We start from the raw sequence: 26,080 nt of genomic DNA on the forward strand, positions 1-26,080 counted from the left end.
CGTGACGTCAGGCCATCAGAAGATATCGAACGCGGCGGCGTCGGCCTGCGGGGCATTGAGATTCAGGTCGTAGTCCTGCAGGCGATCCATGTCTTCGACCTTCACCCACTCGGTCGCCCCGTTGAGGCTGGCCTGGACCATCCCCGTCGGCGGTTCGTTCTGGGCGATGGGCGTGTCTTTCAATGCCGTGCGCATGTATTCGATCCAGATCGGCAGCGCCGCGCGTCCGCCGTATTCGCGGTAACCGAGTGAACGGAAGTCATCGCGACCCACCCACACCGTCGTGGCATACGGGCCACCGAAGCCGGAGAACCAGGCGTCGCGATGGTCGTTGGTCGAGCCCGTCTTGCCGCCTACGTCTTCGCGACCGAGAACCTTCGCCGCGGTGCCGGTACCGCGCTGGACCACGTCGCGCATCATCGATACCAACTGGTACGCCGTGCGGGCGTCGATCGCGCGCGGCGCCGTGCGTGCGTCCGGATTGACCGGGGCCGGCGCTTCCGCGGCAGCCGGCGCTGTATCGGTACCGGCTGCCACCGGTGCCGCAGGGGCGCCGAAGTTGAACCCGTCCACGACCTGGCTGGCAGGCTGGCCGTTGCTGGTGCCCGCACACTCGCGGCAGGCCATCGCCGGGTTTTCCTTGAACACCTCCACGCCATCGCGGTCGGTGACGCGGTCGATCAGCCAGGTGTCCACGCGCGAGCCGCCGTTGGCGAACACCGCATAACCGCGGGCAACCGACAGCGGGGTCAACGATGCAGTACCGAGCGACATCGACAGATTGGGCGGCAGCTCTGCCTCGGCAAAGCCGAACTGGCTGATGTATTTGCGGGCATAGTCCACGCCCATGCCGTCCAGCAGGCGCACCGAGACCAGGTTGCGCGACTGCACCAGCGCTTCGCGCAGGCGCATCGGGCCGCGGAAGCCGCCACCGTCGTTCTGCGGCGACCAGGTCTTGCCGCGGCGGTCGCGGAACACCACCGGGGCATCGAGCACGATCGACGCCGGGTTGTAGCCCTTGTCGAAGGCCGCCGCGTAGATGAAGGGCTTGAAGCTGGAGCCCGGCTGGCGGCGTGCCTGGGTGGCACGGTTGAACTTGTTGCCAGAGAAGCTGAAGCCGCCGACCAGGGCTTTCAGGGCCCCGCTGTTGGCATCCACCGACACCAGTGCGGACTGGCCGCGCGGGATCTGGTCAAGCAGCCACTGGCCTTCTTTCTCGCCCACGCGCACGCGCACGATGTCGCCGCGCTTCACCAGCTTTGCGGGGGTCTTGTTGGTCCAGCGCGCCGCACCGGCGGGCAGGGTGACCTCGGTGCGGTTGGCCAGCAGCGCCGTGGCACTGCCATCGGCGGCCGTTGCGGTGATGAGCGCCGGCAGCAGCCCGGCCTGGGCGCTGATGCCGGACAGATGCGCTGCCAGGCTGGCGGCATCGTCAGCGGCGCCCAGCTCCACCTGCTTTTCCACGCCGTGCCAGCCGTGGCGGTGGTCATAAGCCAGCAGGCCATCGCGCACCGACAGGTTGGCAGCGGTCTGCAGTTCGGCGTTGATGGTGGTGGTCACGTGGTAGCCCTTGTTGACCACATCTCCGCCGAAGCGGGCGATCATCTCCTGGCGTACCAGCTCGGCCACGTAAGGCGCATCGACCTGCACCGGCGGCTCATGTGCCGTGGCATGCATCGGCACGGCCTTGGCCGCATCGGCCTCGGCCTGGGTGATGAAGCGCAGGTCGGCCATGCGCTGCAGCACATAGTTGTCGCGGCGCTGCTGCGCGCGCTCCGGGTTGGAGAGCGGGTTGCCCGACGAGGGGAACTTCGGGATGCCGGCCAGTGACGCCATCTCGTCCAGGTCCAGCTGGTCCAGCGACTTGCCGTAGTAGAACTGGCCTGCCGCCGCCACGCCGTAGGCCCGGTTGCCGAAGAAACTCTTGTTCAGGTACAGCTCGAAAATCTCGTCCTTGCTGAGCTCGGACTCGATCTTACGCGCCAGCAGGATCTCGGCCAGCTTGCGCGTGTAGCTGTATTCGGAGCTCAGGAAGAACTGCCGCGCGACCTGCTGGGTGATCGTCGAGCCGCCCGGGACGCGGCGATCGCTGGTGGTGGCCAACAGCCAGACCGCGCGCGCGATGCCCTTGTAGTCCACGCCGCCATGCTCGTAGAAGCGGGCATCTTCGGTCGCCAGGAACGCCTGCTTCAGGCGCTCGGGCACGTCCTTCATGGTGATCGGCGTGCGCCGGGTCTCCCCGAACACGGCCATCAGCTTGCCGTCGGCGGCGTACACATACATGGGCTCCTGCATTTCCACGTCGCGCAGGGTCTGCACGTCCGGAAGCTTGGAGGAAACAACGTAATAGAGGCCGCCAGCAGCGGCCGCCCCGATCAGCGCCAGGATCAGCGAAACGACCAGGATCCAGCGCAGCCAGCGGCGAAGGCGTGTCATCGGTGACAGATTCCGATTGCAGAATTCATGGCCGCAGAGTATAGATTACACAAGGGGCTGGCTGGGGTCGGTCCTGGGGAGTGCAAGGGGAAGCCGCGACGTTGTGTGACGTTCTGTGAAGACGACTTCACGGCACGTGGTTGCCATTTGCAAAAAAAACGTTATTAATGCGCGGGCGCAGCTGATGCGTCCAAGTGCCCGTCGGCAGGGGAGAAACCGTGGGGCTCATCCCAAAAAGCCAGTCGCCGCTCATAGGCGTCGACATCAGTTCAACGGCAGTGAAACTGTTGCAGCTCTCTCGTAGCGGCAATCGTTTCCGCGTGGAACACTATGCTGTGGAACCACTTCCGCCGAATGCGGTGGTGGAAAAGAACATCGTGGAAGTCGAAGCGGTAGGCGAGGCGATCCGTCGCGCCGTCAACCGTTCGGGCAGCAAGGCCAAGTTCGCAGCGGCCGCCGTGGCGGGCTCTGCGGTGATCACGAAGGTGATCCCGATGCCGGCCGATCTGGACGAGAGCGAGATGGAGGCCCAGATCGAACTGGAAGCCGTCAACTACATCCCGTACCCGATCGAAGAAGTGAACCTGGACTTCGAGGTGCTCGGGACGATCCCGAACAACCCGGAGATGGTCCAGGTGCTGCTGGCTGCCTCGCGTTCGGAGAACGTGGAACTGCGCCAGTCGGCGCTGGAACTGGGCGGACTGATCGCCAAGGTGATGGACGTGGAGGCCTTCGCGGTCGAAAACGCCTTTGCGCTGGTCGCCAGCGAGCTGCCGGTATCCAGTGACGGCGTGGTCGCGCTGGTCGATATCGGCGCCACCATGACCACGCTGAACGTGTTGCGTGGGGGACGCAGCCTGTACAGCCGTGAGCAGGTATTCGGTGGCAAGCAGCTGACGGACGAGATCATGCGCCGTTTCGGCCTGAGCTATGAGGAAGCCGGACTGGCCAAGCGTCAGGGTGGGCTGCCGGAAAGCTACGAAATGGAAGTGCTGGAACCGTTCAAGGAAGCCACTGTCCAGCAGATCAGCCGTCTGCTGCAGTTCTTCTACGCGGGCAGCGAGTTCAATCGCGTCGATCACATCGTGCTGGCCGGCGGCTGTGCCGCGCTGACCGGCCTGCCTGACCTGGTGGAAGAGCAGCTGGGCGTGCCGACCGTGGTGGCCAATCCCTTGGCGCAGATGACGCTGGGCCCGAAGGTGCAGGCGCATGCGCTTGCCCTGGATGCGCCGGCGCTGATGATCGCCACCGGCCTGGCGATGAGGAGCTTCGACTGATGGCACGGATCAATCTGCTGCCGTGGCGCGCCGAGCGGCGCAAGCAACGCCAGCGTGAGTTCTACGCAATGTTGGGCATGGCCGCGATCGGCGGCCTGCTGTTGTCGCTGATGGTGTGGTTCTACTACGACCGTCAGGTCAGCGGCCAGGAAGAACGCAATACCTTCCTGCAGGCTGAGATCGACAAGGTGAAGCTGCAGAACACCGAGATCGATCGCCTTGATTCGCAGAAGGAACGCCTGCTGGCGCGCAAGACGGTCATCGAGGAACTGCAGTCCAAGCGGTCGCAGATGGTCCATCTGTTCGACGCGCTGGTACGTACCATCCCCGATGGCGTCGTGCTGACCGCGTTGAAGCAGGAAGGCGACGTGCTGACCCTGGAGGGGCGGACACAGTCCAATGCCCGCGTGTCGGCGTACATGCGCAACCTGGAAACGTCCGGCTGGATGACCAATCCGGAGCTGGCGATCATCGAAGCGCGTGATCCCGAGAAGGAAAAGGAGGGCAACAAGGCCCTCGCGCTTGCCGACATCAGCGCGCTTCCTTATGTGTTCGTGGTGAAGGTGAAGCTGCCGGCACAGAGCGAAGAAACCACGCTCAATCCGGATGGCTCGGTGGCGGATCCGACGGCGCCCGCGCCGGTCGATCCGGCTGCGTTGGCACCCTTGGCACCGGCTGATGCAGCCGCTCCGGCCGCTCCGGCCGCCGGCCCTGCACCCGCTGCAGCACCTGCATCGACCGCACCGCCGGCGCCTGCAGGCAGCCGCCTGACCCCGGCCGCCCCGCAGACACCGCCGGCCAGCGGCCAGGAGCGCTCGCAATGAGCCAGAAGAAAATCAACCTCAACGAGTTGGACTTCAATGACATCGGCAACTGGCCGCAGCAGGCGAAAATCGTCTTCTGCGTGCTGATCGCGCTGGTGATCATGGCCGTGTCCTGGTTCGCCCTGATCAGCGGCAAGCGCGATGAGCTGGCCTCGCTGGAAGTGCGCGAGACCGAGCTGCGTACCGAGTTCGAAAAGGAGCAGGGGCGCGCGGTCAACCTGGAGCCGCTGAAGCAGCAGCTCGGTCAGATGGAGCAGGTGCTGCAGCAGATGCTGCGCCAGTTGCCCAGCAAGACCGAAATGCCGGACCTCATCATCGACGTTTCGCAGACCGCGCTGTCCAGTGGCCTGGTCAACGAGCTGTTCGAGCCGGAGTCCGAAGAGGTGCGTGAGTTCTACGCCGAGAAGCCGATCAAGCTGCGCATGGTGGGCAGTTACCACCAGTTCGGTGCGTTCGTCAGTGGCGTGGCCTCGCTGCCGCGCGTGGTCATCCTGACCATGCACGACATCAACCTCAAGCCGAAGGATCCGAAGACCGGCATCAACCCGGCCTCGATCCGCGCCGGCGCGCTGGAGCTGTCCGGTACGGTCAAGACCTATCGTTACCTCGACGAGGCGGAGATGGAGCAGCAGGAGAAGGAGGCCGCCGCCAAGACAGCCGCCGCCAACGGGGGTGCGCAATGACCCGTTCCTGGATGCTGCGTGGAATCGGCTTGATGATGCTGGTGCTGTTGGCCGGTTGCGGTCGCGGCATCAGCAGCACGCCGGGTGATGCGCCGAACCTGGAGAAGTGGGTGGCGGACGTGCGTGCGCGTCCGGCGCCGCCCCTCGAGCCGTTGCCGGTGATGCAGCAGTTCGAAACGTTTGAATACTCGGCACAGGGCATGCGGGATCCGTTCACCGATGCCTGGGCCAACCCGCAGGGGGGCAGTGGCCTGCGTCCGGACCCGAACCGTCGGAAAGAGCCGCTCGAGGCCTTCCCGCTGGACAGTCTGGACATGGTCGGCACCCTCGGCACCGGTCCGGGCACCGTCGCGGTGGTGATGGCGCCGGACAAGGTCAGCTACCGGGTGCGGCCGGGCGTGTACATGGGGCAGAGCGATGGCCGGGTAACCGGGGTCTTCGAGGACCGCATCGAACTGATTGAGCTGGTGCCGGATGGCGCGGGCGGGTGGCTGGAACGGCCGGCCGCGCTCTCGCTTGAAGATCAATGATCGTTTACTGGGGATAGCACGATGACCTTTCACAATGCCAAGGGGCTGCGTCCGATCCGGCGCCCAACCTTGAACCGCATCGGCGCGCTGGGAGTCGCGTTGATGCTGGCCTGCGGCCACGCGACCGCGGCTGCGCCCAACGGCGCGCCCGCCGCCAGCGCCGCAACGCCCGTTGCCGCGCCGGCTTCGCTGTCGGTCGCCAAGATCGACTTCAAGCGTGGCGCTGACGGCGCAGGCCGGCTGATCCTGCAGTTCGATGGCCAGGGCGCCAACCCGGACCTGCGCAGCCAAGGCAACAGCGTGGTCATCGACGTCGGCAATGCCAGCCTGCCCGCGCAGCTGCAGAAGCCGCTTGATGTCACCGACTTCGCCACGCCGGTGCAGCGCATCGACGCCAAGCCGTATGGCGGTGGTACGCAGCTCGTGCTCAGCACGAACACCGCGTTCGAGTCGCTGGCCTACCAGAGCGGCAACGAATACGTGGTGGAGATCACCCCGAAGCAGGGTCTTGCGGCCACCGGTGCGGTCACGACCAGCAGCATCAACCAGGCGGCGGCAGCCGTTGCGCAGCGCGGTTACAGCGGGCGCCCGGTGACGTTCAATTTCCAGGACGTGCCGGTCCGCACGGTGCTGCAGCTGATCGCTGAAGAGTCCAACCTGAACGTCGTGGCATCCGACAGCGTGCAGGGCAATGTGACCTTGCGCCTTGTCAACGTGCCGTGGGACCAGGCGCTGGACATCGTGTTGCGGGCCAAGGGCCTGGACAAGCGTCGCGATGGCAGCGTGATCTGGGTCGGCCCGCAGCAGGAGCTGGCGAAGTTCGAGCAGGAAAAAGAAGACGCCCGCATCGCGATCGAGAACCGTGAGGACCTGATCACCGATTACGTGCAGATCAATTACCACAGCGCCTCGGCGATCTTCAAAGCGCTGACCGAAGCCCGTGGCATCGGCGGCTCGTCCGGTGGCGGTGGCGGTGGTGGTGGTGGCGGCGCGCAGCAGGAAGACAGTGGCTTCCTGACCTCGCGTGGCCGCATCGTGGCTGACGAACGCACGAACATGCTGATGATCAGCGACATTCCGAAGAAGGTCGCGCGCATGCGTGAACTGATCGGCGTGATTGATCGTCCGGTCGACCAGGTGCTGATCGAAAGCCGCATCGTGATCGCTACCGACACCTTCGCCCGCGAGCTGGGTGCGAAGTTCGGTGTCAGTGGTAACCGCGACAACGTGTACTTCGGTGGCAACATCGATGACAACTACGACAACATCACGGACCGCTCGGCGCAGAATACGGCCTATCAGCGGGCAGTGAACGAGTGGATCGCGGGCGGTCAGACAGGAGCGGCTCCGGTTCGCGAAGGGCCTTCGCTCACCCGGCGGCCGATGTTCAACCTGCCGGTAGCGGCGGCGAGCAACCCGGGTACGCTGGCGCTGTCGATCCTCAATGCGGGTTATCTGCTGGACGTCGAGCTGTCGGCGATGCAGGCAGAATCGCGCGGCGAGGTGATCTCCAACCCGCGCGTGGTGACCACCAACCAGCGCGAAGCGCTGATCAAGCAGGGTAAGGAAATCGGCTACGTCACCATCAGCGGTGGCGGTGCCGGCGGTGCAGCCCAGGCCAACGTGCAGTTCAAGGAAGTGGTGCTGGAACTGCGGGTCACCCCGACCATCACCAACGACAACCGTGTGTTCCTGAACATGGTGGTCAAGAAGGACGAAGTCGACCGCTTCATTGAATTGACGGGCTATGGCACGGTGCCGTCGATCAACCGTCGCGAAGTCAACACGGCGGTGCTGGTGGATGATGGCCAGACCGTGGTCATCGGTGGTGTGTACGAGTTCACCGACCGCAGCAGCATCAGCAAGGTGCCGTTCCTGGGCGACGTGCCGTTCCTCGGCAACCTGTTCAAGCAGCGTGGCCGCAACAAGGACAAGGCCGAACTGCTGGTCTTCGTCACCCCGAAGGTGCTGCGCGTGGCCAAGAAAGCCGACTGACGCATCGTCGCACTGCTGTATGAAGAAGGGCCGCCCTGTGCGGCCCTTTTTCATGGGCCCGACCCGCAGCCTGTGCGAAGCCGCTCGCAGTCGATCAATGCCTCGCATGAACATGAAGCCCAGCCACATGCCTTCCGCAAATTCATTGCCGTGGCACGGTGCGGGGCGTACCGTCCCCGCTTTGTCGGCCTGGGAGCTGCGCCCGTGATGGAGCGCGCCGCGGCTGACCGAGGTGGTCTCCAATGACAGTAGCGGATTGTTCCAGATGTGATGCAGTGTGCTGCAGGTTGACCGCCATTCTCGAGGCGGACGACGCCGTTCCGCTGCACCTGACGACCGAACACACCAGCGGCAAGCGGGCGATGGCGCGGGGCGAGGACGGCTGGTGTGTGGCGATGGACCGTACGCAGATGCGCTGCGGTATCTATGACATCCGGCCGGCCGTCTGCCACCGATTCACCATGGCGGGACCCTACTGCGAGGCGATCCGCGAGGATTACTACGAACACGGTTCTGCGCAGGGCTGATGCCGCTGACCGGGTTTGACGCAGACCCGATGCAGATCCTGCCATCATGGGCATGGAACCTATCGCGCGTTGCGGAGGTCATATGGATGCCATGAATACACCTCCCTCCATACCCGACACCTTTCCGACCCCCGGCCTGATCGCGGCCACGCCCGAGCATGCGCGACTGCATGACGACTTCCAGACGCTGCGCGCCGCGCTGAGTACGGAGATCGTCGGCCAGGCCGAGCTGGTCGAGCGGCTGCTGATCGCGCTTCTCGCTGACGGCCACCTGTTGGTGGAAGGCGCGCCCGGGCTGGCCAAGACCACGGCGATCCGCGCGCTGGCCAGCCGACTGGACGCGGATTTTTCCCGCGTGCAGTTCACCCCGGACCTGCTGCCGGCCGATCTGACCGGTACCGAAATCTGGCGCCCGCAGGAAGGCCGCTTCGAGTTTGTGCCCGGCCCGATCTTCCACCCGATCCTGTTGGCCGACGAGATCAACCGCGCCCCGGCCAAGGTGCAGTCCGCACTGCTGGAAGCGATGGGCGAGCGCCAGGTCACGGTGGGTCGACACACGTATCCGCTGCCGCCGCTGTTCCTGGTGATGGCCACGCAGAACCCGATCGAGCAGGAAGGTACCTTCCCGCTGCCGGAAGCGCAGCTGGACCGCTTCCTGATGTATGTGCGCATCGGTTACCCCGACGAGGGCGCGGAAACGGAGATCCTGCGCCTGGCACGTGAGCGCGCGCGGGGTGCGCTGGACGCGCCCGCGACCGCGCCCCCGCGCATGCCGATGGCCGATGTCTACGCGGCGCGTCGCGCTGTGCTGGACCTGCATTTTTCGCCGGCCCTGGAGCGTTATCTGGTCGAACTGGTCCTCGCCTCGCGTCAGCCCGCACGCTACGACGCGGCCCTCGCACGACGCATTGCCTGGGGCGCAAGTCCGCGTGGTTCGATCGCGCTGGAGCGCTGCGCGCGTGCCCGTGCCTGGCTGGCCGGGCGTGATTTCGTCACCCCGGACGACGTACGCGCGATCGCCGGCGACGTGCTGCGTCACCGCGTGCTGCCCAGCTACGAAGCCGTCGCCGAGGGCTGGGATGGCGAGCGGCTGGTGCAGGAACTGCTGGCCCGCGTGCCGGCACCCTGATCCCCATGCCGGTGAACGACAGTCATGACATCGCCGCAGGCGATGGCCTGGTGCCCACGCTGGCCGAGCTGGTCGCGCTGCGCGGTTCCGCCGTGCGCCCGCCGGCGCCGCGGCGAGGCCGGGTAGGGCAGGCCGGGCAGGCACCTTCGGCGATGCGCGGGCGCGGCATGGAGTATGCAGAATCGCGCGAGTACGTCGCCGGTGATGACGCGCGGCATATCGATTGGCGGGTGACCGCACGCAGCGGCCGCACCCATACCAAGCTCTTCCAGGCTGAGCGCGAACGCGTCAGCCTGATCGTCGCCGACACCGACCCGGCGCTCTATTTCGGCACCCGTACGCGGTTCAAATCCGTGCAGGCCGCTCGGGTCGGTGCGGTCGCGGCATGGTCGGCACAGCGTCGCGGTGATCGGCTGGCCGCCCTGCGCGGCAGCTTGACCGAGGCCCCGATTCCACCTGCCGGCGGCACGCGTGGTGTGCTGCGGGTGCTTGATGCGCTGAGCCGCTGGTATGCCGCTCCGCCGCCAGATGATGCAGGCCTGGAGCATGCGCTGCACCAGGCGCGGCGCGTGCTGCGTCCCGGTGCACGGATGCTGGTGCTGGCCGATCCCTTGCGCGCCGCCGCGATCCCGCTGGCGCAATGGGCGGGACTTGCCCAGCATCATGAAATCGATGTGCTGTTGATGGTGGATCCCCTGGAGCTGGAGCCGCCGCGTGATGCCTTGGCGTTCCTGGCCGAATCGCGACGCGTGCGCGTGGACCTGCGCAGCAGCGCCGTGCGCAGTCACTGGCAGGCCCACTTCGCCGATCCGCTGCAGCAACTGCAAGAGACGCTTGCCGCGCGACGAATCGCGGTGCATGTCGTGGCCACCAACGCAGACAGCGCGAGCTGGCTGTCACCGGCCGTACGCGAGGTCGTGGCATGAGCACGAACCTGCCACTGCGCGACGTGCACCTGCCCCCTGCGCCGAGTCTGTGGCCGCCCGCGCCGGGGTGGTGGGCAGTGACCGCCGTTGTCCTGCTTCTGCTGGCGATCCCGCTGCTGTTGCGTGCGCGGCGCCTTCGCCGCGAACGGGCCTGGCAACGGCAGTTCGATGCCGAGCTCGCCGCCGCCGGCACGGGCGCTGCACGGGTGGCGGCGCTGTTGGTCCTGCTGCGTCGTGCAGCACGCCAGCAACGGCCCGGCGCTGAGGTGCTGCAGGGCGATGCGTGGTTGCAGGTGGTGGACCCGACGGGTTCGCTGTCCCCGCCGCAGAAAGCGCTCCTGCTGCAGGGGGCCTACCAGCCCCACGTGGACCCGCAGCAGCTTGCCGCGCTGGAACCTTGGGCACGTACACGCTACGTGTCGCTGTTGAAGGAGGGCGCGCGATGACGTTGCCCGCTTGGCCGTGGCCGGATCTTCTGCTTGCCTGGCCTTGGGCGCTGCTCGCCTTGCCGCTGCCCTGGCTGATGCGCTGGTGGCCGCGGCGGGCGGCCCAGCAAGGGGCTGCCCTGCGCGTGCCGTGGTCGGCGCAGCATCTGCAGGAGATCGCCGGCGAGGCCCGCCATGACGGCGCCCGCCTTCATCGCGCGATGCTGTGGCTGGGCTGGTGTTGCCTGTGCATCGCCTTTGCGCGGCCGCAGCTGCTTGGCGAGGCGGTGAGCCCGCCGGTGCAGGCCCGTCAGCTGATGCTGGCCATGGACGTGTCCGGCAGCATGGGCGAGCCGGACATGGTGCTGGGCAGCCAGGTGGTCGAGCGCCTGACGGCGGCCAAGGCCGTGCTTGCGGACTTCCTGGACCGGCGTGCAGGGGATCGCGTCGGCCTGCTGGTGTTCGGTGACCGCGCCTACGCGTTGACGCCGATCACCGCGGACCTGGCCAGCGTGCGTGAACAGCTGGGCGATGCGGTGGTGGGGTTGGCCGGGCGCGAGACGGCGATCGGCGATGCGATCACCCTGGCCGTGAAACGCCTGCGCAGCCAGCCTGAGGGGCAGCGCGTGCTGATCCTGCTGACCGACGGCGTCAACAATGCCGGGGTGCTGGCTCCGCTGCGGGCGGCCGAACTGGCGGCCACCGAGCACGTCCGCGTGTACACCGTCGCCTTCGGCGGCGATGGCGGCATGAAACTGTTCGGCATGGACATCGGGCAAGCGCAGGATCCGGTGGATGAAGCCACCCTGCGCAGGATCGCCGACGTCACCGGTGGACGTTTTTTCCGTGCGCGTGACACCGCGCAACTGGCTGGCATCTATGCCGAGCTGGACCGGTTGGAGCCGGTGACAGCGCTCGGGCCGGCACTGCGGCCACGCAACGAAGTGTATTTCTGGGCATTGGCGTTGGCGATGCTGCTGGGCGCGCTGGCATGGCTGTGGCCGGGGCGGCAACGATGATGTCCGACGTTCTGACGATGGTGCACTGGACGCGCCCGCACCTGCTGTGGGGGCTGCTGGTCCTTCCCGTGATCGCACTGTGGGCATGGCGCCGCAGTCGCGTCGCGGGTCGCTGGGAACAGGCCGTGGATGCTCACCTGTTGCCGCATCTGCTGCAGGGCGGAAGTGCCAGCGCGCGGCGCTGGCCGTGGGCCGTACTGCTGGGCTGGTTGCTCGCGGTGGTGGCGGTGGCTGGACCGGGGTGGCGACAACAGACGCAGACCCTGCTGCAGCCGCAGTCGCCGCTGGTGGTGGTGCTGGACCTGTCCACGCGGGTCAGCGCTACCGATCTGCCGCCATCGCGGTTGCTGCAGGTACGCGCGAAGCTGGCCTCGCTGTTGCAGCAGCGCGAGGGAGGCCAGATCGCGCTGGTGGTCTATGCCGATGACGCCTACACCGTGGCCCCGCTCACTGACGACGTCGCCAATGTGGCCCTTTACCTTGATTCCCTGTCGCCGCAGGTGATGCCGGCCGACGGCCAGCGCGCCGACCGCGCACTGGATTGGGCCACGCTGTTGCTGCAGCGAAGCGGCATGCGCGGTGGCCAGATCCTGCTGCTGACCGATCAGGCTGACGACGGCGCGGTAGCGGCGGCTGCGCAGGCGCACGCGCAGGGGATGCGGGTGTCGGTGCTCGGCGTGGGTACGCCGGCAGGCGCGGCGTATCGCGATGGGCGCGGCCAGATCAGCAACGCCGCACTTGATGAAAAGAGCCTGTCACGGTTGGCAGCAGCCGGCGGTGGCCGCTACCAGCGGCTGGCTCGCGATGGTACGGACCTGCAGGCACTGGACGTGCTGCAGGCGGACCAGGTGTCCGGTGAACAGGAGCGCGGCAGTGCACGGCAATGGCTGGACCAGGGCTACTGGCTGCTGCCGCCGGTGATGCTGCTCGCACTGCTGGCGTTTCGCCGTCGTGCGGCGGTGCTGTCGGTGCTGGTGCTGCTGGGCGCATCGACGATGTTGCCTCTGCCGCTGCAGGCACAGGAAAAGGCGGCAGCTGCGCTGGCGGCGCAGGCCGACAAGGCCACCCCGTGGCTGCGCCTGGACCAACGCCGGCAACAGCGTCTGGAACAAGGCGTGCGTGCCTACCAGCAGGGCGATTTCGGCACCGCCGCGCGGCAGTTCGAAGCGGTGGACAACGCCGAGGGCTGGTACAACCTCGGCAATGCGCGCGCGCGACAGGGTGATCTGGACGGGGCCATACAGGCCTACGACCGTGCATTGATCCAGCGGCCGGCGATGGAGGATGCGGTCGCCAACCGGGCCGTGGTGGATGCGGCGCGCAAGCGCAAGAAGCCGCCCGGTGCGAAAGCGGGCGCATCGCCGCCGTCACAGGGCGGGAAGGGGCAGCAGCAGGCAGGGCAGGGCCAACCGCCGGCGCAACCGCCTGCGCAGCCACCGAAGGCATCCGGCTCGCCAGGCGCTGGCGCCCCACCGTCGCCGTCGCAGCAGAACACGACCCCCAACGCGCAGCCATCCAACAACGACGGCCAAGGTGCGCCGCAGCAGAAGCCTTCCGCTGATCCGCAGGCACAGGCACGCGCCGATGCCGAACAGCGTCAGCGCATGCAGCAGGCCATGAAGAGCGGCCAGGGCGATGGTGATGGCAAGCAACAGCAGCCGGCGCAACGCACGGATGGCCGGACTCCGCAGCAACGCGAACAGCAGCAGGCGGTGGAAGCCTGGATGCGGCGCGTACCGGACCAGCCAGGCGATCTGCTGCGGGCCAAGTTCCAGCTGGAAACCGAACGCAGGAAACGCGAAGGACCATGATGCGAAACGCCCCCCCCTCTACCCTCATGCGGATGCCGACCTGGCTGCTGGTGCTGATGCTGCTCTGTCTGCCGGCAGGCGTGCAGGCGCAGACCCGTGCCTGGCTCGACCGCGCCCAGGTGGACCTCGGCGACACGGTGACGTTGAACATCCAGACCGACAGCGATGCAGCGCCGGATCTGGCGCCGTTGCGCGCCGACTTCCAGCTCAGCAACCAGACCCGCAGCCGCCAGGTGGAGTGGAGCAACGGGCGCATGCAGACCCGCACGCTGCACGGCGTTGCGTTGTCACCGCGACGGGCCGGCACCCTGGTGTTGCCGCCGTTGCAGGTGGGATCGGTGTCCACGCCCGCCCTGCAGCTGCAGGTACGCGAGGCGGCGCCTGCACGCAACGACGGCAGCGCGCTGGCCTTCATTGAAACCGAGGTGGATGATCGCAGCCCGTATGTGCAGCAGAGCGTTGGCGTGGTCGTGCGGTTGTATTACGCCGCGCAGCTTGCCTCCGGCTCGCTGGTGCTGGATACCCCCGCGGGTGCGTCGCTGCAGGTGGTCGGACAGGACCGCACCGACGTGCGCGAAGTGAACGGACGACGCTATAACGTGGCTGAGCGTCGCTACCTGCTGATCCCGGAACGCAGCGGGCCGCTCACGCTGGTCGGTGCGCGCTTCGACGGACGCTCGGCGGGCAGCTTCTTCGATGATTTCTTCGGCGGCCGCGGCGATGGCCGCCTGCGTGCAGCCGCAGCGGACCAGACGCTCCAGGTGCAGGCACAACCGGCGGATGCACCGCAACCCTGGCTGCCGCTGCACGATCTGCGGCTGCGCTACACGCTTGCACCCGACCGTGCACGCAGCGGTGAAGCGGCGACGATCGAGGTCGAAGCAGTTGCCGTTGGCGCGACGCGCGCGCAGTTCACCGAACTGCCGGTGCCGGACGTGGGGGCCGATGCCCAGGTCTTCGCCGAGCCAGCGCAGTACGACGAAACCTTCGTCGGTGGATCGCCGCAGCTGAAGATCACGCGCAAGTACGCGGTCGTGCCGCGCCGCGAGGGCGCCCTGACCGTGCCGGGCATGCAACTGCGCTGGTGGGATGTGACGGCCGGGCAGCCGCGCAGCAGCACGCTGCCCGACCTGACGTTGGCCGTCGCGACGGGGGCGGCCGGCGCGGCATCCCCCGTGCCGCCGGTCCAGCCGGTGGATACCGACGCCGCCTTGCCGGGTAGTGAGGGCGAGCTGTCCGCCAACGGCCAGCATCCGCCGCGCGCGGCGGCTCCGTGGCCGTGGATCGCAGCGGTGGGCGCGCTGGTGCTGCTATGGCTGCTGACCCTGTGGTGGGGCTGGCGTCGCGGGCGCCAGCGTGCTGACGTGAGCGTCCCGGTGGCGGCTGCGGATGGCGCTGGTGCCACGCGTTCCTCCACCAAAGCGCTGCGCCGCGTGCTGGAGTCCGAAGACCTGTCCGTGGTCGCGTCCACCCTGTGCACCCTGGCCGGGGTGGCGCGACTGGAGCAGGTAATGGAAAAGCTGGGCGATCCCCGTCAGCGCGCGGCGCTGCAGGCGCTGCAGCAGGCGCGCTGGGCGGGCGAGGGCGACCTGGTCGCGGTGCGCCGGCTGTTGAAGGAGGCCTTCCATGACGGTCCGCACTGGTCGCAGCCCGTGGAAATCGCGCAGACTGGGTTGCCCCCCCTGTATCCGCGCGGTTGAAACACGCCGCGTGGCGGGGTGCAGCGCTTTGCTAAAGTACGCTCACTTGTAAGGAAAACGACCCGATGACAGCAGCCAGCCCCGCGAAGAAGAAGATGCCCCTGCACTGGAAGATGGGCATCGGCTTCGCCCTTGGCTTGGTCCTTGGCCTCGTGGTGCACGCGCTGGGCGGGCAGAACCCGGCCTTGATGGAGGCGGCCAAGTGGGTGATGCATTACGTCACCACGCCGGCCTCGGGCCTGTTCCTCAATCTCATTTTCATGCTCATCGTGCCGTTGATCTTCTCCGCGCTGGTGATGGGCGTGTCGGAAATGGGCGACGTGCGTTCGCTCGGCCGGATCGGCTGGAAGACGCTGGCCTACACCATCGTGTTGTCCAGCATCGCGGTGGCCATCGGGCTGGTGCTGGTCAACGTGCTCAAGCCGGGCGTCGGCGTGGATCCGGCGATGGCCAACCAGATCCTGGCCGAGAACCTGGAGCGCTCCAAGGAGATCGTCGCCGGCGTCGGCAGCCAGCCGAAGGGCGCGGACATGCTGCTGTCCATCGTGCCGAACAACATCGTCGCCGCCGCCTCCAGCAATGGGGCGATCCTGTCGCTGATGTTCTTCGCCCTGATGTTCGGCATCGGCATGGTGCTCACTGCGGAAGAGAAAGTCGCGCCGCTGCGTCGTGCGATCGAAGGTATTTTCGAAGTCTCGATGACCCTGATCAACCTGGTCATCCGCCTGGCGCCGTACGCGGTCGCTTGCTTCATGTTCAACCTGGCCGCGTTGTTCGGCTTCGAGCTGCTGATCCGCCTGGGCGCCTACGTCGGCGTGGTGGTGCTGGCGCTGGGGCTGCACATGGTGGTTACCTACGGCGTGGCCGTCTGGTTGTCCGGCCGCTCGCCGCTGGCGTTCTTCCGCGATACGCAGGAAGCCACGGTGATGGCCTTCTCCACGGCCTCCAGCAACGCCACCCTGCCGACCGCGCTGCGCGTGGCGGACGAGATGGGCCTGCCGCAGAAAGTGTCGCGCTTCGTGCTGACGGTGGGGGCCACGGCCAACCAGAACGGTACCGCGTTGTTTGAAGGTGTCACGGTGATCTTCCTGGCGCAGTTCTTCGGCGTGGACCTGAGCATCGGCCAGCAGGTGATGGTGATGGCGGTCTGCATCCTCGGCGGCATCGGCACAGCCGGCGTGCCGTCGGGCTCGCTGCCGGTGGTGGCGATGATCTGCGCGATGGTCGGGGTGAACCCGCTGGGCATCGGCCTGATCCTGGGCGTGAACCATTTCCTGGACATGTGCCGTACGGCGCTGAACGTCACCGGCGATCTGGCCTTGACCACGCTGGTGGCGAAAGGCGAGAAGGACGAGCCGGCAGTTCCGGCGGTCTCTACGGATCGTCTGGCCTGAATTGACTCACCCGCGTCGCCGGGGCGAATGACGCCTGGGTAGCGCCGAGCCGTGCTCGGCGGGTTTCCCCGTGTGCCCCTGCGCTCGCCATCCACGGGGCGGCGCTACCGGAATGACTGCCCCGTTGCCTGACCGGGGGGTTACCGTATGAGTCCGCCCGGCGTAGCGCGGCGCTACAATGACGTGCCCGCACGTCCGCGGCCGCCTCCCTGATTCCTATAGAACCATGACGCAGCCTACCCGCCGCCAGTTGGCCAACGCCATCCGTTTCCTTGCCGCCGATGCAGTCGAGACCGCCAAGTCCGGCCACCCCGGCATGCCCATGGGCATGGCCGACATCGCTGAAGTGCTCTGGAACGACTATCTCCGCCACAATCCGAACAACCCGAAGTGGTTCAACCGCGACCGTTTCGTGCTCTCCAACGGTCATGGTTCGATGCTGCAGTACGCACTGCTGCACCTGAGCGGCTATGACCTGCCCATCGAGCAGCTGAAAGCATTCCGCCAGCTGGGCAGCAAGACGGCCGGCCATCCGGAGCACCACGAAACCCCCGGCGTAGAGACCACCACCGGTCCGTTGGGTCAGGGTTTCGCCAATGCTGTCGGTTTTGCCTTGGCCGAGAAGCTGCTCGCCCAGCGCTTCAACCGTCCGGAGCTGGAGATCGTCGATCACCACACGTACGTATTCATGGGTGACGGCTGCCTGATGGAAGGCGTCTCGCACGAAGCGGCGTCGCTGGCCGGTACCTGGGGCCTGCATAAGCTCGTCTGCTTCTGGGACAACAACCACATCTCCATCGATGGCAACACCGATGGCTGGTTCACCGATAACACGCCCGAGCGTTTCGAAGCCTATGGCTGGAACGTGGTGCGTGACGTGGACGGCCATGATCCGGAAAGCATCAAGGCCGGTATCGAGGCGGCCTTGGGCCAGGACGACAAGCCGACGCTGATCTGCTGCCGTACCACCATCGGCTTCGGTTCCCCGGCCAAGGCCGGCAAGGAATCCAGCCACGGTGCACCGCTGGGCAAGGACGAGCTGGAGGCCACGCGCAAGGCACTGGGCTGGGAATACGGTCCGTTCGAAATCCCCGAATCGATCTACGCCGGCTGGCGTGCGGGCGGTACCGGTACCCTGCGCCAGGCCGAGTGGGAACAGCAGTTCGACAAGTACGCCGCGCGTTTCCCGGCGGAAGCCGAGGAGTTGACCCGCCGCTCGCATGGTGAACTGCCGGAAGATTTCATCGCCAAGGCCGACGCCTACATCGCGCAGGTCGCCGCGGAAGGCCCGACCATCGCCTCGCGCAAGGCATCGCAGCTGGCCATCGAAGCGTTCGCGCCGCTGCTGCCGGAACTGGTGGGGGGCTCGGCCGATCTGGCCCATTCAAACCTGACCCTGTGGAAGGCGAGCAAGTCGGTTGCTACCGACGATGCCAATGCCAACTACGTGTATTACGGCGTGCGCGAGTTCGGCATGACCGCGATCGCCAACGGCCTGGCCCTGCATGGCGGGTTCCTGCCGTTCGATGCGACCTTCCTGGTGTTCAGCGACTACGCCCGCAACGGCGTGCGCATGAGTGCGCTGATCCCGGCACATGCCATCCACGTGTACACCCATGACTCGATCGGCCTGGGCGAAGACGGCCCGACCCATCAGCCGGTGGAGCACCTGGCGTCGCTGCGCTACATCCCGAACAACGATGTGTGGCGTCCCTGTGACGCGGTGGAGTCGGCGGTCAGCTGGAAGGCCGCCATCACCCGCCAGGACGGTCCGAGCTGCCTGGTGTTCAGTCGCCAGAACCTGCCGCACCAGCCGCGTGACGCCGAGCAGATCACCCAGATCGAGCGCGGCGGTTACGTGTTGGCGGATGCGCAGGGGGGGGCGCCGGACGTGATCCTGATCGCCACCGGTTCGGAGGTCTCGCTGGCCACCGAGGCGAAGGCGGAGCTGGATGCCGCAGGCCTGAAGACCCGCGTGGTCTCCATGCCGTCCACCGACGTGTTCCTGCGTCAGGACGCGGCCTATCGTGAAAGCGTGCTGCCCAACGCCGTGCGCAAGCGCGTCGCGGTCGAGGCGGGCGTTACCGGTTTCTGGCGCCAGTTCGTTGGCCTGGACGGCGCCGTGATCGGCATCGACACCTTCGGTGCATCGGCACCGGCTGACGCGTTGTACAAGCACTTCGGCATCACCATCGCGCACGTGGTGGAAGCTGCCAAGGCGCTGTAAATACGGCCTGGAGGGTGCAGCGGGTCCTCGACCCGCTGCACCCGCTGTCCATCGGACCGCGCTGAATCGTCGCGGTTTTCCGGCCGCAGCGCCGGAATGATGCGTTGTCGCCTGGCCTGTTTCCAGCAGTGCATGGCCTTGTCATGCTGGCCCGTCCGCAACAAGCCGCGACGGCCCTTCAATGAAAACCACCCCGTTTCTCGCTGTCTGCCTGATAGCGATGAGCTGCTTCCCGGCCATGGCGGCCACGCCTGCCGTAAAGGCCGATCCGGCACTGTTCCGTTACAGCGTCGAGCAGATGCATAAGGTCTCGAACCCGGATCTGCTGGGGCATCGGAATTTCTATGATTTCCGGTCCACCGGTCCCGATGCGGCGTGGTTCGACGCGGTGAAGCAGGGCAATCTCGCCGAGGTCCGCCGACGCGTGGAAGCCGGGCAGAACCTGGAAGCCAAGGACGAAGACGCACTGGGCCAGACCGCGTTGGGCTGGGCGGCCTTCATCGGCTACGAGGACATGGTCCACTACCTGGTGGACCAGGGCGCGGACATCCGCGCGACGGACCGGGCCGACGTTTACAACGCGCTCAAGTCTGCCGTGATGGGCGGCAACGTGGCGGTGGTCGAATACCTGCACGGGCTGCTGCGCGACGAGACCGACTGGGACGCGCGTGAGAGCGACCAGGAAACGCTGTTCATGGTGGCCGCCGTGGACGGTCGCCTGGAGACGGTGGAGTACATCCTGCAGTTCCATCCGGATCTGAACGCGGTGGCGATCAACGAAAAACCGAAAATCAACGAAAGCCCGCTCAGCGGTGCCTGCGAAGGCGGGTTCGACGACGTGGCGAACCTGCTGATCGCAAAGGGCGCGATCAACCACAAGACCGGCCGATCAAGCTGCAACTGAGGGTAGAGCCGGCTTCAGCCGGCTGATCGTCCACGCAATCCCGCCGCCGAGCACGCCACCGCGCTACCACCGCGCGCGACGCCCACCGCATCACCCGGTAGAGCCGGCTTCAGCCGGCTGATTGACCTGCAGAATCCCGCCGCCGAGCACCCCTCCGCGCTACGGAGGTCGCACCCGCCCACCGCATCACGCCGTACGCGCCAACGCCAATCGCAGCAGTCGCGCATTCAACCGCTCACCGACGTTCGCAGGTGCCTGCAGACCCATCCGTTGCAGGTACACCGCATCGCCATCGCCGGGGGGTTGCCAGATCGCCGCCCACACGGTGCGCAGCTTCGCGCCGCGCGTCTGCGTATGAGCTTTCAGCCAGCCCAGCGCCTTCAGCAGCACCTGCTCCAGCTCCGTGAAATCACTACCCAGCGGATAATCCGGCAAGGTGCCATCGCTGCGGAACGCGGCCAGCGTGGCCGACAGTATCTGCGGCGTGTTGCGCTGTGCACGCGGGTCCGGCTGAGCATCGGTTCCGAGCTTGCGCGCCTCCTTCGCCTGCTGCAGCAGCGGGTCCTGGAAAGGCCGCTCGGTGATGCCCGCCATCGCAAGCACGCAATCCGCGTCCGTCAGACCGCGAAGATCCGCGATGCCATATTCGTCGAGGTAGATGTCGCGCAGGTGGCGCGGGATGGTCGTATGCCCGTAATTCCAGCGCACGTTGCTCTGGCGTGACCCCGCATCATCGCGGGCGGCACGGAACATCAGGATGCTGCGCGCCTCCGGCAAGGCGTGTGCCATGGCCACGAAGTTGTACTGGCCGCCGACACCGGATACCACGCGGCCATCTTCCAGCGCATCCGACACGGCCGCACCCAGCGCGGTAGCCATCATGCAGGAATTGAAGAAGCGCGCATGACGCCGCTGCAACCGCTCAAGCTCTTCATTGCTGCCGTACAACTGGTTGATTTCGCTGATGCGGCGCATGCCGATTGCGCGACACTCGTCCTCTGGCAGGTTGCGCAGCCAGTCGTAGAACTCGGGCGAGCCGAGATAGAACGCCCCGTGCAGGTACTCGCCTTCCGCCGCCAAGGTGGCGTGGTCGGCGGTGTAGGCGCTCCCGTTGTCCAGACGCTTCATCAGCGTCAGGTCATCGTGCACTTTCCGTTTGATCACGCCGCACTGCACGAGTTTGCGAAATCCTTCGTTGAGCATTTCGCTGCACCCGTACAAGCCTTCCTCGAACGGCCCCAGTCCACCGATCTCCGCCACCAGCGGATGCGTGGCCAACTGAGGGTCCAGTGCATGCAGCACGCGGCGGTACAACGCATTGTCGGTATGCCGCAGCACGAGGGCATGGCTGAGTGCATCGGCCAGTGCACCGATGCCGATCTGCAGCGTGCCACCGTCGCGCACCAAGGTGCTGGCGTACAGACCGATGGCATGGTCGGCATCGCTGACCGGCTGCCGCGGCAGGCCGAACAGCGCGGGGTAGGGGCCCGGTGGAGTGATGATCAGATCGAAGAAGGCTTCCTCCACGGCGGCCGTGCCGCCGATCCACGGCAGCTGCGGATCCACCTCGGCGATCAGCAGCGGACGTGGCAATCCCCGCGCGGCCATCGCATCGATCGTGTCCTGGGTGATGTCGTTGTTGCAGGACAACGACAGCCGGTCGCTGCCCTCGCGACGCGCTACCTTCTGCACGATGGCATGCGGTGCACGCTGCGCCACCGCATCTGCGGCGTGGGTGTAGTTGAGGCTGGTGTAGCTGGCCTGCGCCTGCCGCGAGCGCAGCAACGCACCGGACTGCATGTAGAACTCTTCCACCTGCACGTGGTCGGGCAGCGCATCACGCGCCATCGCATCGGCATAGGCCAAGCGCACCACGTCCTTGCCGAAGTGGCGCTCGGCGAAGGGGCCCATGAAACGCGCTTCCAGGCCGTCGCCGCTCGCCACCGGCGGGTTCAACGACAGTGCGGTGTAGATCTGCAGCGGGCGTGCGGGATCGTTTTCTACCCGTGCATACAGCGCGTTGAGCAGCCGATGCGGCTTGCCCAAGGCCAGTGGCGCACCGATCCGCACCGCCCCTTGCACCCGTCCCAACAACCAATCCACGGCAGCATCAAGGTCGGTCAGGTGATCGGTCATCGGCGCAGGTTCCTTGTTCGTGATGACCGCATTACAGCATGACCGCCTTGAACCGCCGTCTAAAAAGGGGACGGAGGGGATTAAGTCGCAATCGGCCACGCTGTCGGCCGATTGCGACTTAATCCCCTCCGTCCCCTTTTTCTCCTGCTTGACACGTGCTGCGATTACGTCTGTAATCGGCTTGTCGATTACAGGTGTAAACGTACATGCAGATCAGCGATGCAGAAGCTGTGGTGATGGAGGTGCTGTGGCAGCGGGCGCCGTTGGCTGCCGAGGAGGTCATCGCGGCCCTGCGTGCACGGGACTGGGCCGAGCCGACCATCAAGACATGGCTCAACCGCCTGCTGGCCAAGGGCGCGATTGCGGCTGAACGCGATGGCCGACGCTACCTGTATCGCCCGCTGCTGCAGCGGGAGGCGTGGGTGGCCCGGCAGAGCGAACAGTTCATCGAGCGCGTCTTCGAGGGCCGCGTCGCGCCCTTGGTCGCGCATTTCAGTGAACGCGGGCAGCTCAGCCCGCAGGACATCGCCGAGCTGCGCAGGCTGATCGGAGAGATGGGCGATGACTGACCTGCTGATGCTCTTATTGCGGGCCAGCGTGTGGCTCACGGTGGGCGTACTGCTGCTGGCCGTCGCGCGCCCGCTGCTGCTCCGGCTGGGCGGCGGGCCATTGGCGTATCGCAGCTGGTGGCTGTTGCCCCTGCTGCTGACGCTGCTGGTGGTGCCGCTGCCGTATCCGCCCGCCGCGCTCCCGGACGGTATGGCGTTGCTCGCCATGACGAAGGGTGCGGCGAACCAGAACGGACCGTGGCTGACCGCGAGCGGAGGGGCCACGTTGCTGGCAGCGCTGTGGGGGCTGGGTGCAGGGCGTGCTCTGCTCAGGGCATGCATCGCCCAACGCCGGTTCGAACGACAGTTGGGCGTCCTCCGGCAGCGCGAGGACGGTAGCTGGCAGGCAGACGTGGACGCGGGGCTGCCTGCGCTGGTCGGCGTGTGGCGGCCGCGGATCATCGTGGGTCTTGGCTTCGACACGCGCTTCGACCCGCAGCAGCGGGATCTCGTGCTTCAGCACGAACGCAGCCATCGCGACCATGGCGATCACTGGGTGAATGCCGTCGTCCTGCTGATGCGCTGCGTGTTCTGGTTCCATCCGCTGGCTGCCTGGAGCGCGCGCCGCCTGCAGCGCGACCAGGAACTCGCCTGTGATGCCCGCGTTCTTCGGTTACATCCGGCCCATCGCCGGTCTTACGCCACTGCGTTGCTGACAGCGCAACTGGCCCACCCGATCGCACCGGTGGCCTGCCACTGGCGCGGACAGCCTGTGTTGAAGGAGAGGATTTCCATGATGAAACAAGGAACGAGCGGACGCGTGCCCGTCGCCTGCGGTTATCTGATGGTGGCGGGATTGTGTATCGGTGCAGGCGGCATGGCCTGGGCAAGCCAAGGCGCAGGCAGCGCACCGGCGCTATCGGCGGCGCCGGTTGACCGCGATATCAAGGCGGCCCAGATGGCGGCCCCCGACTACCCGGAAGAGGCGTTCGAACGAGGTATCACCGGAAAGGTCGTACTTCGCGTTGATGTCGACGCCGACGGCAAGGCGAGTGATGTCAGGGTCGTGAGCGCGACGCCGGCGGGTGTGTTCGAGGCGGCCACCGTTGAGGCCGCGCGGCAGTGGACATTCACGCCCGCGGTGAGGGATGGGCGAAACGTACCGGGGACGCTGCAGATCCCCGTGCAGTTCGCACTCGACCAGCCGCCGGTGGGCCCATGACAGCACGTGCCGCCATCGCGATCGCGGCGTTGATGATGCTCGGTTGCACCCGCCACGACATCCGCCAGGCGGTGGATACACGCGAGGAGAATGTCGACCACCAGCGCCTGGATCCACTGCCCCGCTCCAGTATCGGGTCCGGCGCCGTGGAGACCTACACCCTGCAACCCGGCGAAAGCTACCGCATGCCGCAGCTGCACACGGCACCGCCCCCGGTGCTGGGAGATCGAGAACAGCGCCAGGAGCTGGCGTTGACCACGGTGTGCGTCCAGCTGGTGGTCGATGCAGACGGCAAGGTGGAGCGCAGTCTCCCGATTGCCGACCGCACGGAGTGCCGGGCCGGTGCGGCAGCCGAGAACGGGGCGCTGCGGCAAGCGGTCCAGGAGGCGGTGCAGCAGTGGAGATTCTCGCCCGCCGCCGTCTGTCACTTCGCGCCGGGCAAGCTTCCTCGCCAGCCGTCTGACTGTGAAGGTGCCGACCGCATCGAGCCCATACCGGTGAGCCTGCTGTACGCCTTCACCTTCGAAATAGTGAAGGGCCGACACTACGTCCGACGAAAAGGGGACGGAGGGGATTAAGTCGCAAACGGCCACATCTGTGGCCGTTTGCGACTTAATCCCCTCCGTCCCCTTTTTTATGCGCCGCCTTGCAGGTTGGCCTTGATGGCCGGGTGCATCAGCTTAGGCTCCGGCAGGGTGGCGTCGCGGGCTTGCCGGCTGGCGACGAAGGTCGCTTCATCCGTGCCGACGCGTACGTGGATGTTGTGCGCGCGCTGCTCGGCAATGGTGGTCTCGTTGCTGATCGCGCGGCCACCCGGGCCGTAGTCGTGACAGACGTATACCCGCGTGCTGTCCGGCAGTGCCAGCAGCGTCTGGATGGAGCGGTAAAGCTGGTGGGCATCGCCACCGGGAAAATCACAGCGCGCGGTGCCGGCGTCGGGCATGAACAGGGAGTCGCCGGGAAACAGCGCGTCACCGATCAGGTAGGCGATGCTGTCACTGGTGTGTCCTGGTACCGCGAGCACCCGGCATTGCACGGTTCCCAGCGCGAACGTTTCGCCATCAACGAACAGGTGGTCGAACGCCTCCCCGTCAGCGGCAACGTCCACTCCGTAGCGCGGGGCGAACGTTGCCTGCACCGCGCGGATGCCCTCGCCGATGGCCAGTGCGGCCTCTGGGAAGCGCTGCTTGAGCCAGCGGCCCGCCGACACGTGGTCGGCATGCGCATGGGTCTCCAGCACCCAGCGCAGCTCCAGTCCCTCGGCCTGCAGATGCCCGAGCACAGGGGTCAACGCCGTCTCGCTGACCGTGCCGGTTTCCGGGTCGTAGTCCAGCACCGGATCGATCAGGGCAGCCTGCTGGGTGGCCACATCGTGCACCACATAGCTGAAGGTGTTGCTGTCGGGATGGAAGAACGACTGGACATGGGCAGGCATCGGGTGACTCCTCAGCGCGGGCCGAGTGCGCGGTTCAGCACCTGCGCCAAGCGCTCGCCGGCGATGCGCAGTTCGCTCTCGGCCACGGGACGATAGCGGTCGGTGTAATCGTCTCCGAGCTTACGCGAGGTGGGGTAAACGCCTTTTTCAACCGCGATACGGCAGCTGGACTCAGCCCATGCCTCCGCATCCTTGCGCACGTCGACCCGGCGCGCCAGCGCAGGTTGCGGCAATGCCTGCAGCACCGTCAGGTAGCCGGTATCGTCCAATCCGCGGGTATTGAGCAGCCCGCTGTCCCAGACCGAATGCAGGTTGCTGCCGCGTCCATTGAACTGCACCTGGACCTCATTGCCGCCCTTGTCGTGGCCGAATCCCGCATGCATGGGCTGGTGGATGTCACCGACCAGGTGGACGACGAACTTCAGCGCCTGCGCGCGCTCGGCGTCGCTGTTCCTGCGGTCGGACAGGATACGGGTCTGGTCCTTCAGCGCTTCGACCACGCAGTTGCCGTCCGGGCAGTGCTTGGCGGCCTGGTAGACGCAGTTGTCTTCGGCAATGTTGACGTAATGCCAGCCGGCGGAACGCTTGCCGAGATCCCGGTCGGTGGCGCGCAGCTGGTCGGCCCAGGGGGCCACACCGGCGAGCGTGGGATCGGCTTCACTTGCCAGAAGTCTGTCTACTTCGGCACGTGCGGTGGGCGTCAGCCTGCTTTCTGCGACGCGCCCGACCAGACGATGGCCCTGTGCGCCCCACGCAAGCGCATCGGTGGAGCAGAGGGCCAGTGCCAGCGCCAGCGCGGTAAGGGGCAGGGGAGAGTGGAGGGGGAAGGGGCTTTTCATCGGCCCTATTCTAGCGGTCGGCCTGCAAGGTGGCTTGCCCCGAAAAGCGGGGGGCCGGACTCACGCAGCGGTATGCTGGCTTACGCAGGAAGT

General features: G+C 66.6%; 22 protein-coding genes. 18 read left to right on the forward strand and 4 right to left on the reverse strand.

The annotated features are described in order from the left end of the window. Positions 1-15: 15 nt before the first annotated feature. On the reverse strand, positions 16-2,436 hold the full coding sequence (locus tag ICJ04_RS04235; RefSeq protein ID WP_188326305.1) for a penicillin-binding protein 1A: 2,421 nt from the start codon (positions 2,434-2,436) through the stop codon (positions 16-18). Positions 2,437-2,654: 218 nt separating this feature from the next. Between ICJ04_RS04235 and ICJ04_RS04240 the strand changes: the two genes are divergently transcribed. From ICJ04_RS04240 to ICJ04_RS04310, 15 genes are all read left to right on the forward strand, one after another. Beyond that, positions 2,655-3,713, forward strand: coding sequence for a pilus assembly protein PilM (locus tag ICJ04_RS04240; RefSeq protein WP_342589185.1), 1,059 nt, complete (start codon positions 2,655-2,657; stop codon positions 3,711-3,713). After that, on the forward strand, positions 3,713-4,537 hold the full coding sequence (locus ICJ04_RS04245; protein ID WP_188326307.1) for a PilN domain-containing protein: 825 nt from the start codon (positions 3,713-3,715) through the stop codon (positions 4,535-4,537). Before ICJ04_RS04240 ends, ICJ04_RS04245 begins: the two co-directional genes overlap by 1 nt. Continuing rightward, complete coding sequence (gene pilO, locus ICJ04_RS04250; RefSeq protein ID WP_188326308.1) at positions 4,534-5,220, forward strand: type 4a pilus biogenesis protein PilO; 687 nt, start codon at positions 4,534-4,536, stop codon at positions 5,218-5,220. Before ICJ04_RS04245 ends, pilO begins: the two co-directional genes overlap by 4 nt. Beyond that, positions 5,217-5,750 (forward strand): pilus assembly protein PilP, encoded by a 534-nt coding sequence (locus ICJ04_RS04255; protein WP_188326309.1) that lies wholly within the window; start codon positions 5,217-5,219, stop codon positions 5,748-5,750. Before pilO ends, ICJ04_RS04255 begins: the two co-directional genes overlap by 4 nt. 21 nt (positions 5,751-5,771) lie before the next feature. Next, positions 5,772-7,745, forward strand: a complete 1,974-nt coding sequence (locus ICJ04_RS04260; RefSeq protein ID WP_188326310.1) for a type IV pilus secretin PilQ family protein — start codon at positions 5,772-5,774, stop codon at positions 7,743-7,745. 242 nt (positions 7,746-7,987) lie between these two features. After that, positions 7,988-8,272, forward strand: coding sequence for a YkgJ family cysteine cluster protein (locus tag ICJ04_RS04265; protein WP_188326311.1), 285 nt, complete (start codon positions 7,988-7,990; stop codon positions 8,270-8,272). A 91-nt stretch (positions 8,273-8,363) separates the two neighbouring features. Next, positions 8,364-9,401: a MoxR family ATPase gene (locus ICJ04_RS04270; protein ID WP_188326312.1), complete on the forward strand. Its 1,038-nt coding sequence runs from the start codon at positions 8,364-8,366 to the stop codon at positions 9,399-9,401. A 5-nt stretch (positions 9,402-9,406) separates the two neighbouring features. Continuing rightward, a complete protein-coding gene (locus tag ICJ04_RS04275) occupies positions 9,407-10,327 on the forward strand; it encodes a DUF58 domain-containing protein (protein ID WP_188326313.1) in 921 nt (306 codons plus the stop codon). Beyond that, on the forward strand, positions 10,324-10,773 hold the full coding sequence (locus tag ICJ04_RS04280) for a DUF4381 domain-containing protein (RefSeq protein WP_188326314.1): 450 nt from the start codon (positions 10,324-10,326) through the stop codon (positions 10,771-10,773). The genes ICJ04_RS04275 and ICJ04_RS04280 overlap by 4 nt, the downstream gene beginning before the upstream one ends. Beyond that, on the forward strand, positions 10,770-11,771 hold the full coding sequence (locus ICJ04_RS04285; protein WP_188326315.1) for a VWA domain-containing protein: 1,002 nt from the start codon (positions 10,770-10,772) through the stop codon (positions 11,769-11,771). Before ICJ04_RS04280 ends, ICJ04_RS04285 begins: the two co-directional genes overlap by 4 nt. Next, the gene (locus tag ICJ04_RS04290) at positions 11,768-13,582 is read left to right on the forward strand and encodes a VWA domain-containing protein (RefSeq protein WP_223202985.1); all 1,815 of its coding nucleotides are present in this window, start codon (positions 11,768-11,770) and stop codon (positions 13,580-13,582) included. The genes ICJ04_RS04285 and ICJ04_RS04290 overlap by 4 nt, the downstream gene beginning before the upstream one ends. Next, entirely contained in the window at positions 13,582-15,282 is a 1,701-nt protein-coding gene (locus ICJ04_RS04295; RefSeq protein WP_188327196.1) for a BatD family protein, read from the forward strand. Before ICJ04_RS04290 ends, ICJ04_RS04295 begins: the two co-directional genes overlap by 1 nt. A 65-nt stretch (positions 15,283-15,347) precedes the next feature. Beyond that, the gene (locus ICJ04_RS04300; RefSeq protein WP_188326317.1) at positions 15,348-16,676 is read left to right on the forward strand and encodes a dicarboxylate/amino acid:cation symporter; all 1,329 of its coding nucleotides are present in this window, start codon (positions 15,348-15,350) and stop codon (positions 16,674-16,676) included. Positions 16,677-16,902: 226 nt separating this feature from the next. Then, a complete protein-coding gene (tkt, locus tag ICJ04_RS04305; protein ID WP_188326318.1) occupies positions 16,903-18,903 on the forward strand; it encodes a transketolase in 2,001 nt (666 codons plus the stop codon). Positions 18,904-19,084: 181 nt separating this feature from the next. Further along, entirely contained in the window at positions 19,085-19,807 is a 723-nt protein-coding gene (locus tag ICJ04_RS04310; protein WP_188326319.1) for an ankyrin repeat domain-containing protein, read from the forward strand. Between the two features lie 186 nt (positions 19,808-19,993). On the opposite strand, the gene ICJ04_RS04315 is transcribed toward ICJ04_RS04310, so the two are convergent. After that, positions 19,994-21,943 carry an acetyl-CoA hydrolase/transferase C-terminal domain-containing protein gene (locus ICJ04_RS04315; RefSeq protein WP_188326320.1) on the reverse strand — a complete coding sequence of 650 codons (1,950 nt, stop codon included), beginning with the start codon at positions 21,941-21,943 and terminating at the stop codon, positions 19,994-19,996. Positions 21,944-22,149: 206 nt separating this feature from the next. Between ICJ04_RS04315 and ICJ04_RS04320 the strand changes: the two genes are divergently transcribed. The 3 genes from ICJ04_RS04320 to ICJ04_RS04330 are packed head-to-tail and all read left to right on the forward strand — an operon-like array spanning position 22,150 to position 24,291. Then, positions 22,150-22,512, forward strand: a complete 363-nt coding sequence (locus ICJ04_RS04320) for a BlaI/MecI/CopY family transcriptional regulator (protein WP_188326321.1) — start codon at positions 22,150-22,152, stop codon at positions 22,510-22,512. Then, entirely contained in the window at positions 22,505-23,713 is a 1,209-nt protein-coding gene (locus ICJ04_RS04325; RefSeq protein WP_188326322.1) for a TonB family protein, read from the forward strand. Before ICJ04_RS04320 ends, ICJ04_RS04325 begins: the two co-directional genes overlap by 8 nt. A 32-nt stretch (positions 23,714-23,745) precedes the next feature. Then, positions 23,746-24,291 (forward strand): energy transducer TonB, encoded by a 546-nt coding sequence (locus ICJ04_RS04330; protein WP_223203035.1) that lies wholly within the window; start codon positions 23,746-23,748, stop codon positions 24,289-24,291. 56 nt (positions 24,292-24,347) lie between these two features. On the opposite strand, the gene ICJ04_RS04335 is transcribed toward ICJ04_RS04330, so the two are convergent. Next, on the reverse strand, positions 24,348-25,148 hold the full coding sequence (locus ICJ04_RS04335) for an MBL fold metallo-hydrolase (protein ID WP_188326324.1): 801 nt from the start codon (positions 25,146-25,148) through the stop codon (positions 24,348-24,350). A gap of 11 nt (positions 25,149-25,159) precedes the next feature. Continuing rightward, on the reverse strand, positions 25,160-25,987 hold the full coding sequence (locus ICJ04_RS04340) for a S1/P1 nuclease (protein ID WP_188326325.1): 828 nt from the start codon (positions 25,985-25,987) through the stop codon (positions 25,160-25,162). Positions 25,988-26,080: the final 93 nt, after the last annotated feature.

Origin of the sequence: Stenotrophomonas sp. 169, assembly GCF_014621775.1 — a bacterium.
Taxonomy (GTDB): domain Bacteria; phylum Pseudomonadota; class Gammaproteobacteria; order Xanthomonadales; family Xanthomonadaceae; genus Stenotrophomonas.

Coding starts and splice junctions, on each gene's coding strand:
- ICJ04_RS04235 (WP_188326305.1), bottom strand. CDS start 2,436: ATGACACGCCTTCGCCGCTGGCTGCGCTGGATCCTGGTCGTTTCGCTG.
- ICJ04_RS04245 (WP_188326307.1), top strand. CDS start 3,713: ATGGCACGGATCAATCTGCTGCCGTGGCGCGCCGAGCGGCGCAAGCAA.
- pilO (WP_188326308.1), top strand. CDS start 4,534: ATGAGCCAGAAGAAAATCAACCTCAACGAGTTGGACTTCAATGACATC.
- ICJ04_RS04255 (WP_188326309.1), top strand. CDS start 5,217: ATGACCCGTTCCTGGATGCTGCGTGGAATCGGCTTGATGATGCTGGTG.
- ICJ04_RS04260 (WP_188326310.1), top strand. CDS start 5,772: ATGACCTTTCACAATGCCAAGGGGCTGCGTCCGATCCGGCGCCCAACC.
- ICJ04_RS04265 (WP_188326311.1), top strand. CDS start 7,988: ATGACAGTAGCGGATTGTTCCAGATGTGATGCAGTGTGCTGCAGGTTG.
- ICJ04_RS04270 (WP_188326312.1), top strand. CDS start 8,364: ATGAATACACCTCCCTCCATACCCGACACCTTTCCGACCCCCGGCCTG.
- ICJ04_RS04275 (WP_188326313.1), top strand. CDS start 9,407: ATGCCGGTGAACGACAGTCATGACATCGCCGCAGGCGATGGCCTGGTG.
- ICJ04_RS04280 (WP_188326314.1), top strand. CDS start 10,324: ATGAGCACGAACCTGCCACTGCGCGACGTGCACCTGCCCCCTGCGCCG.
- ICJ04_RS04285 (WP_188326315.1), top strand. CDS start 10,770: ATGACGTTGCCCGCTTGGCCGTGGCCGGATCTTCTGCTTGCCTGGCCT.
- ICJ04_RS04290 (WP_223202985.1), top strand. CDS start 11,768: ATGATGTCCGACGTTCTGACGATGGTGCACTGGACGCGCCCGCACCTG.
- ICJ04_RS04295 (WP_188327196.1), top strand. CDS start 13,582: ATGCGAAACGCCCCCCCCTCTACCCTCATGCGGATGCCGACCTGGCTG.
- ICJ04_RS04300 (WP_188326317.1), top strand. CDS start 15,348: ATGACAGCAGCCAGCCCCGCGAAGAAGAAGATGCCCCTGCACTGGAAG.
- tkt (WP_188326318.1), top strand. CDS start 16,903: ATGACGCAGCCTACCCGCCGCCAGTTGGCCAACGCCATCCGTTTCCTT.
- ICJ04_RS04310 (WP_188326319.1), top strand. CDS start 19,085: ATGAAAACCACCCCGTTTCTCGCTGTCTGCCTGATAGCGATGAGCTGC.
- ICJ04_RS04315 (WP_188326320.1), bottom strand. CDS start 21,943: ATGACCGATCACCTGACCGACCTTGATGCTGCCGTGGATTGGTTGTTG.
- ICJ04_RS04320 (WP_188326321.1), top strand. CDS start 22,150: ATGCAGATCAGCGATGCAGAAGCTGTGGTGATGGAGGTGCTGTGGCAG.
- ICJ04_RS04325 (WP_188326322.1), top strand. CDS start 22,505: ATGACTGACCTGCTGATGCTCTTATTGCGGGCCAGCGTGTGGCTCACG.
- ICJ04_RS04330 (WP_223203035.1), top strand. CDS start 23,746: ATGATGCTCGGTTGCACCCGCCACGACATCCGCCAGGCGGTGGATACA.
- ICJ04_RS04335 (WP_188326324.1), bottom strand. CDS start 25,148: ATGCCTGCCCATGTCCAGTCGTTCTTCCATCCCGACAGCAACACCTTC.
- ICJ04_RS04340 (WP_188326325.1), bottom strand. CDS start 25,987: ATGAAAAGCCCCTTCCCCCTCCACTCTCCCCTGCCCCTTACCGCGCTG.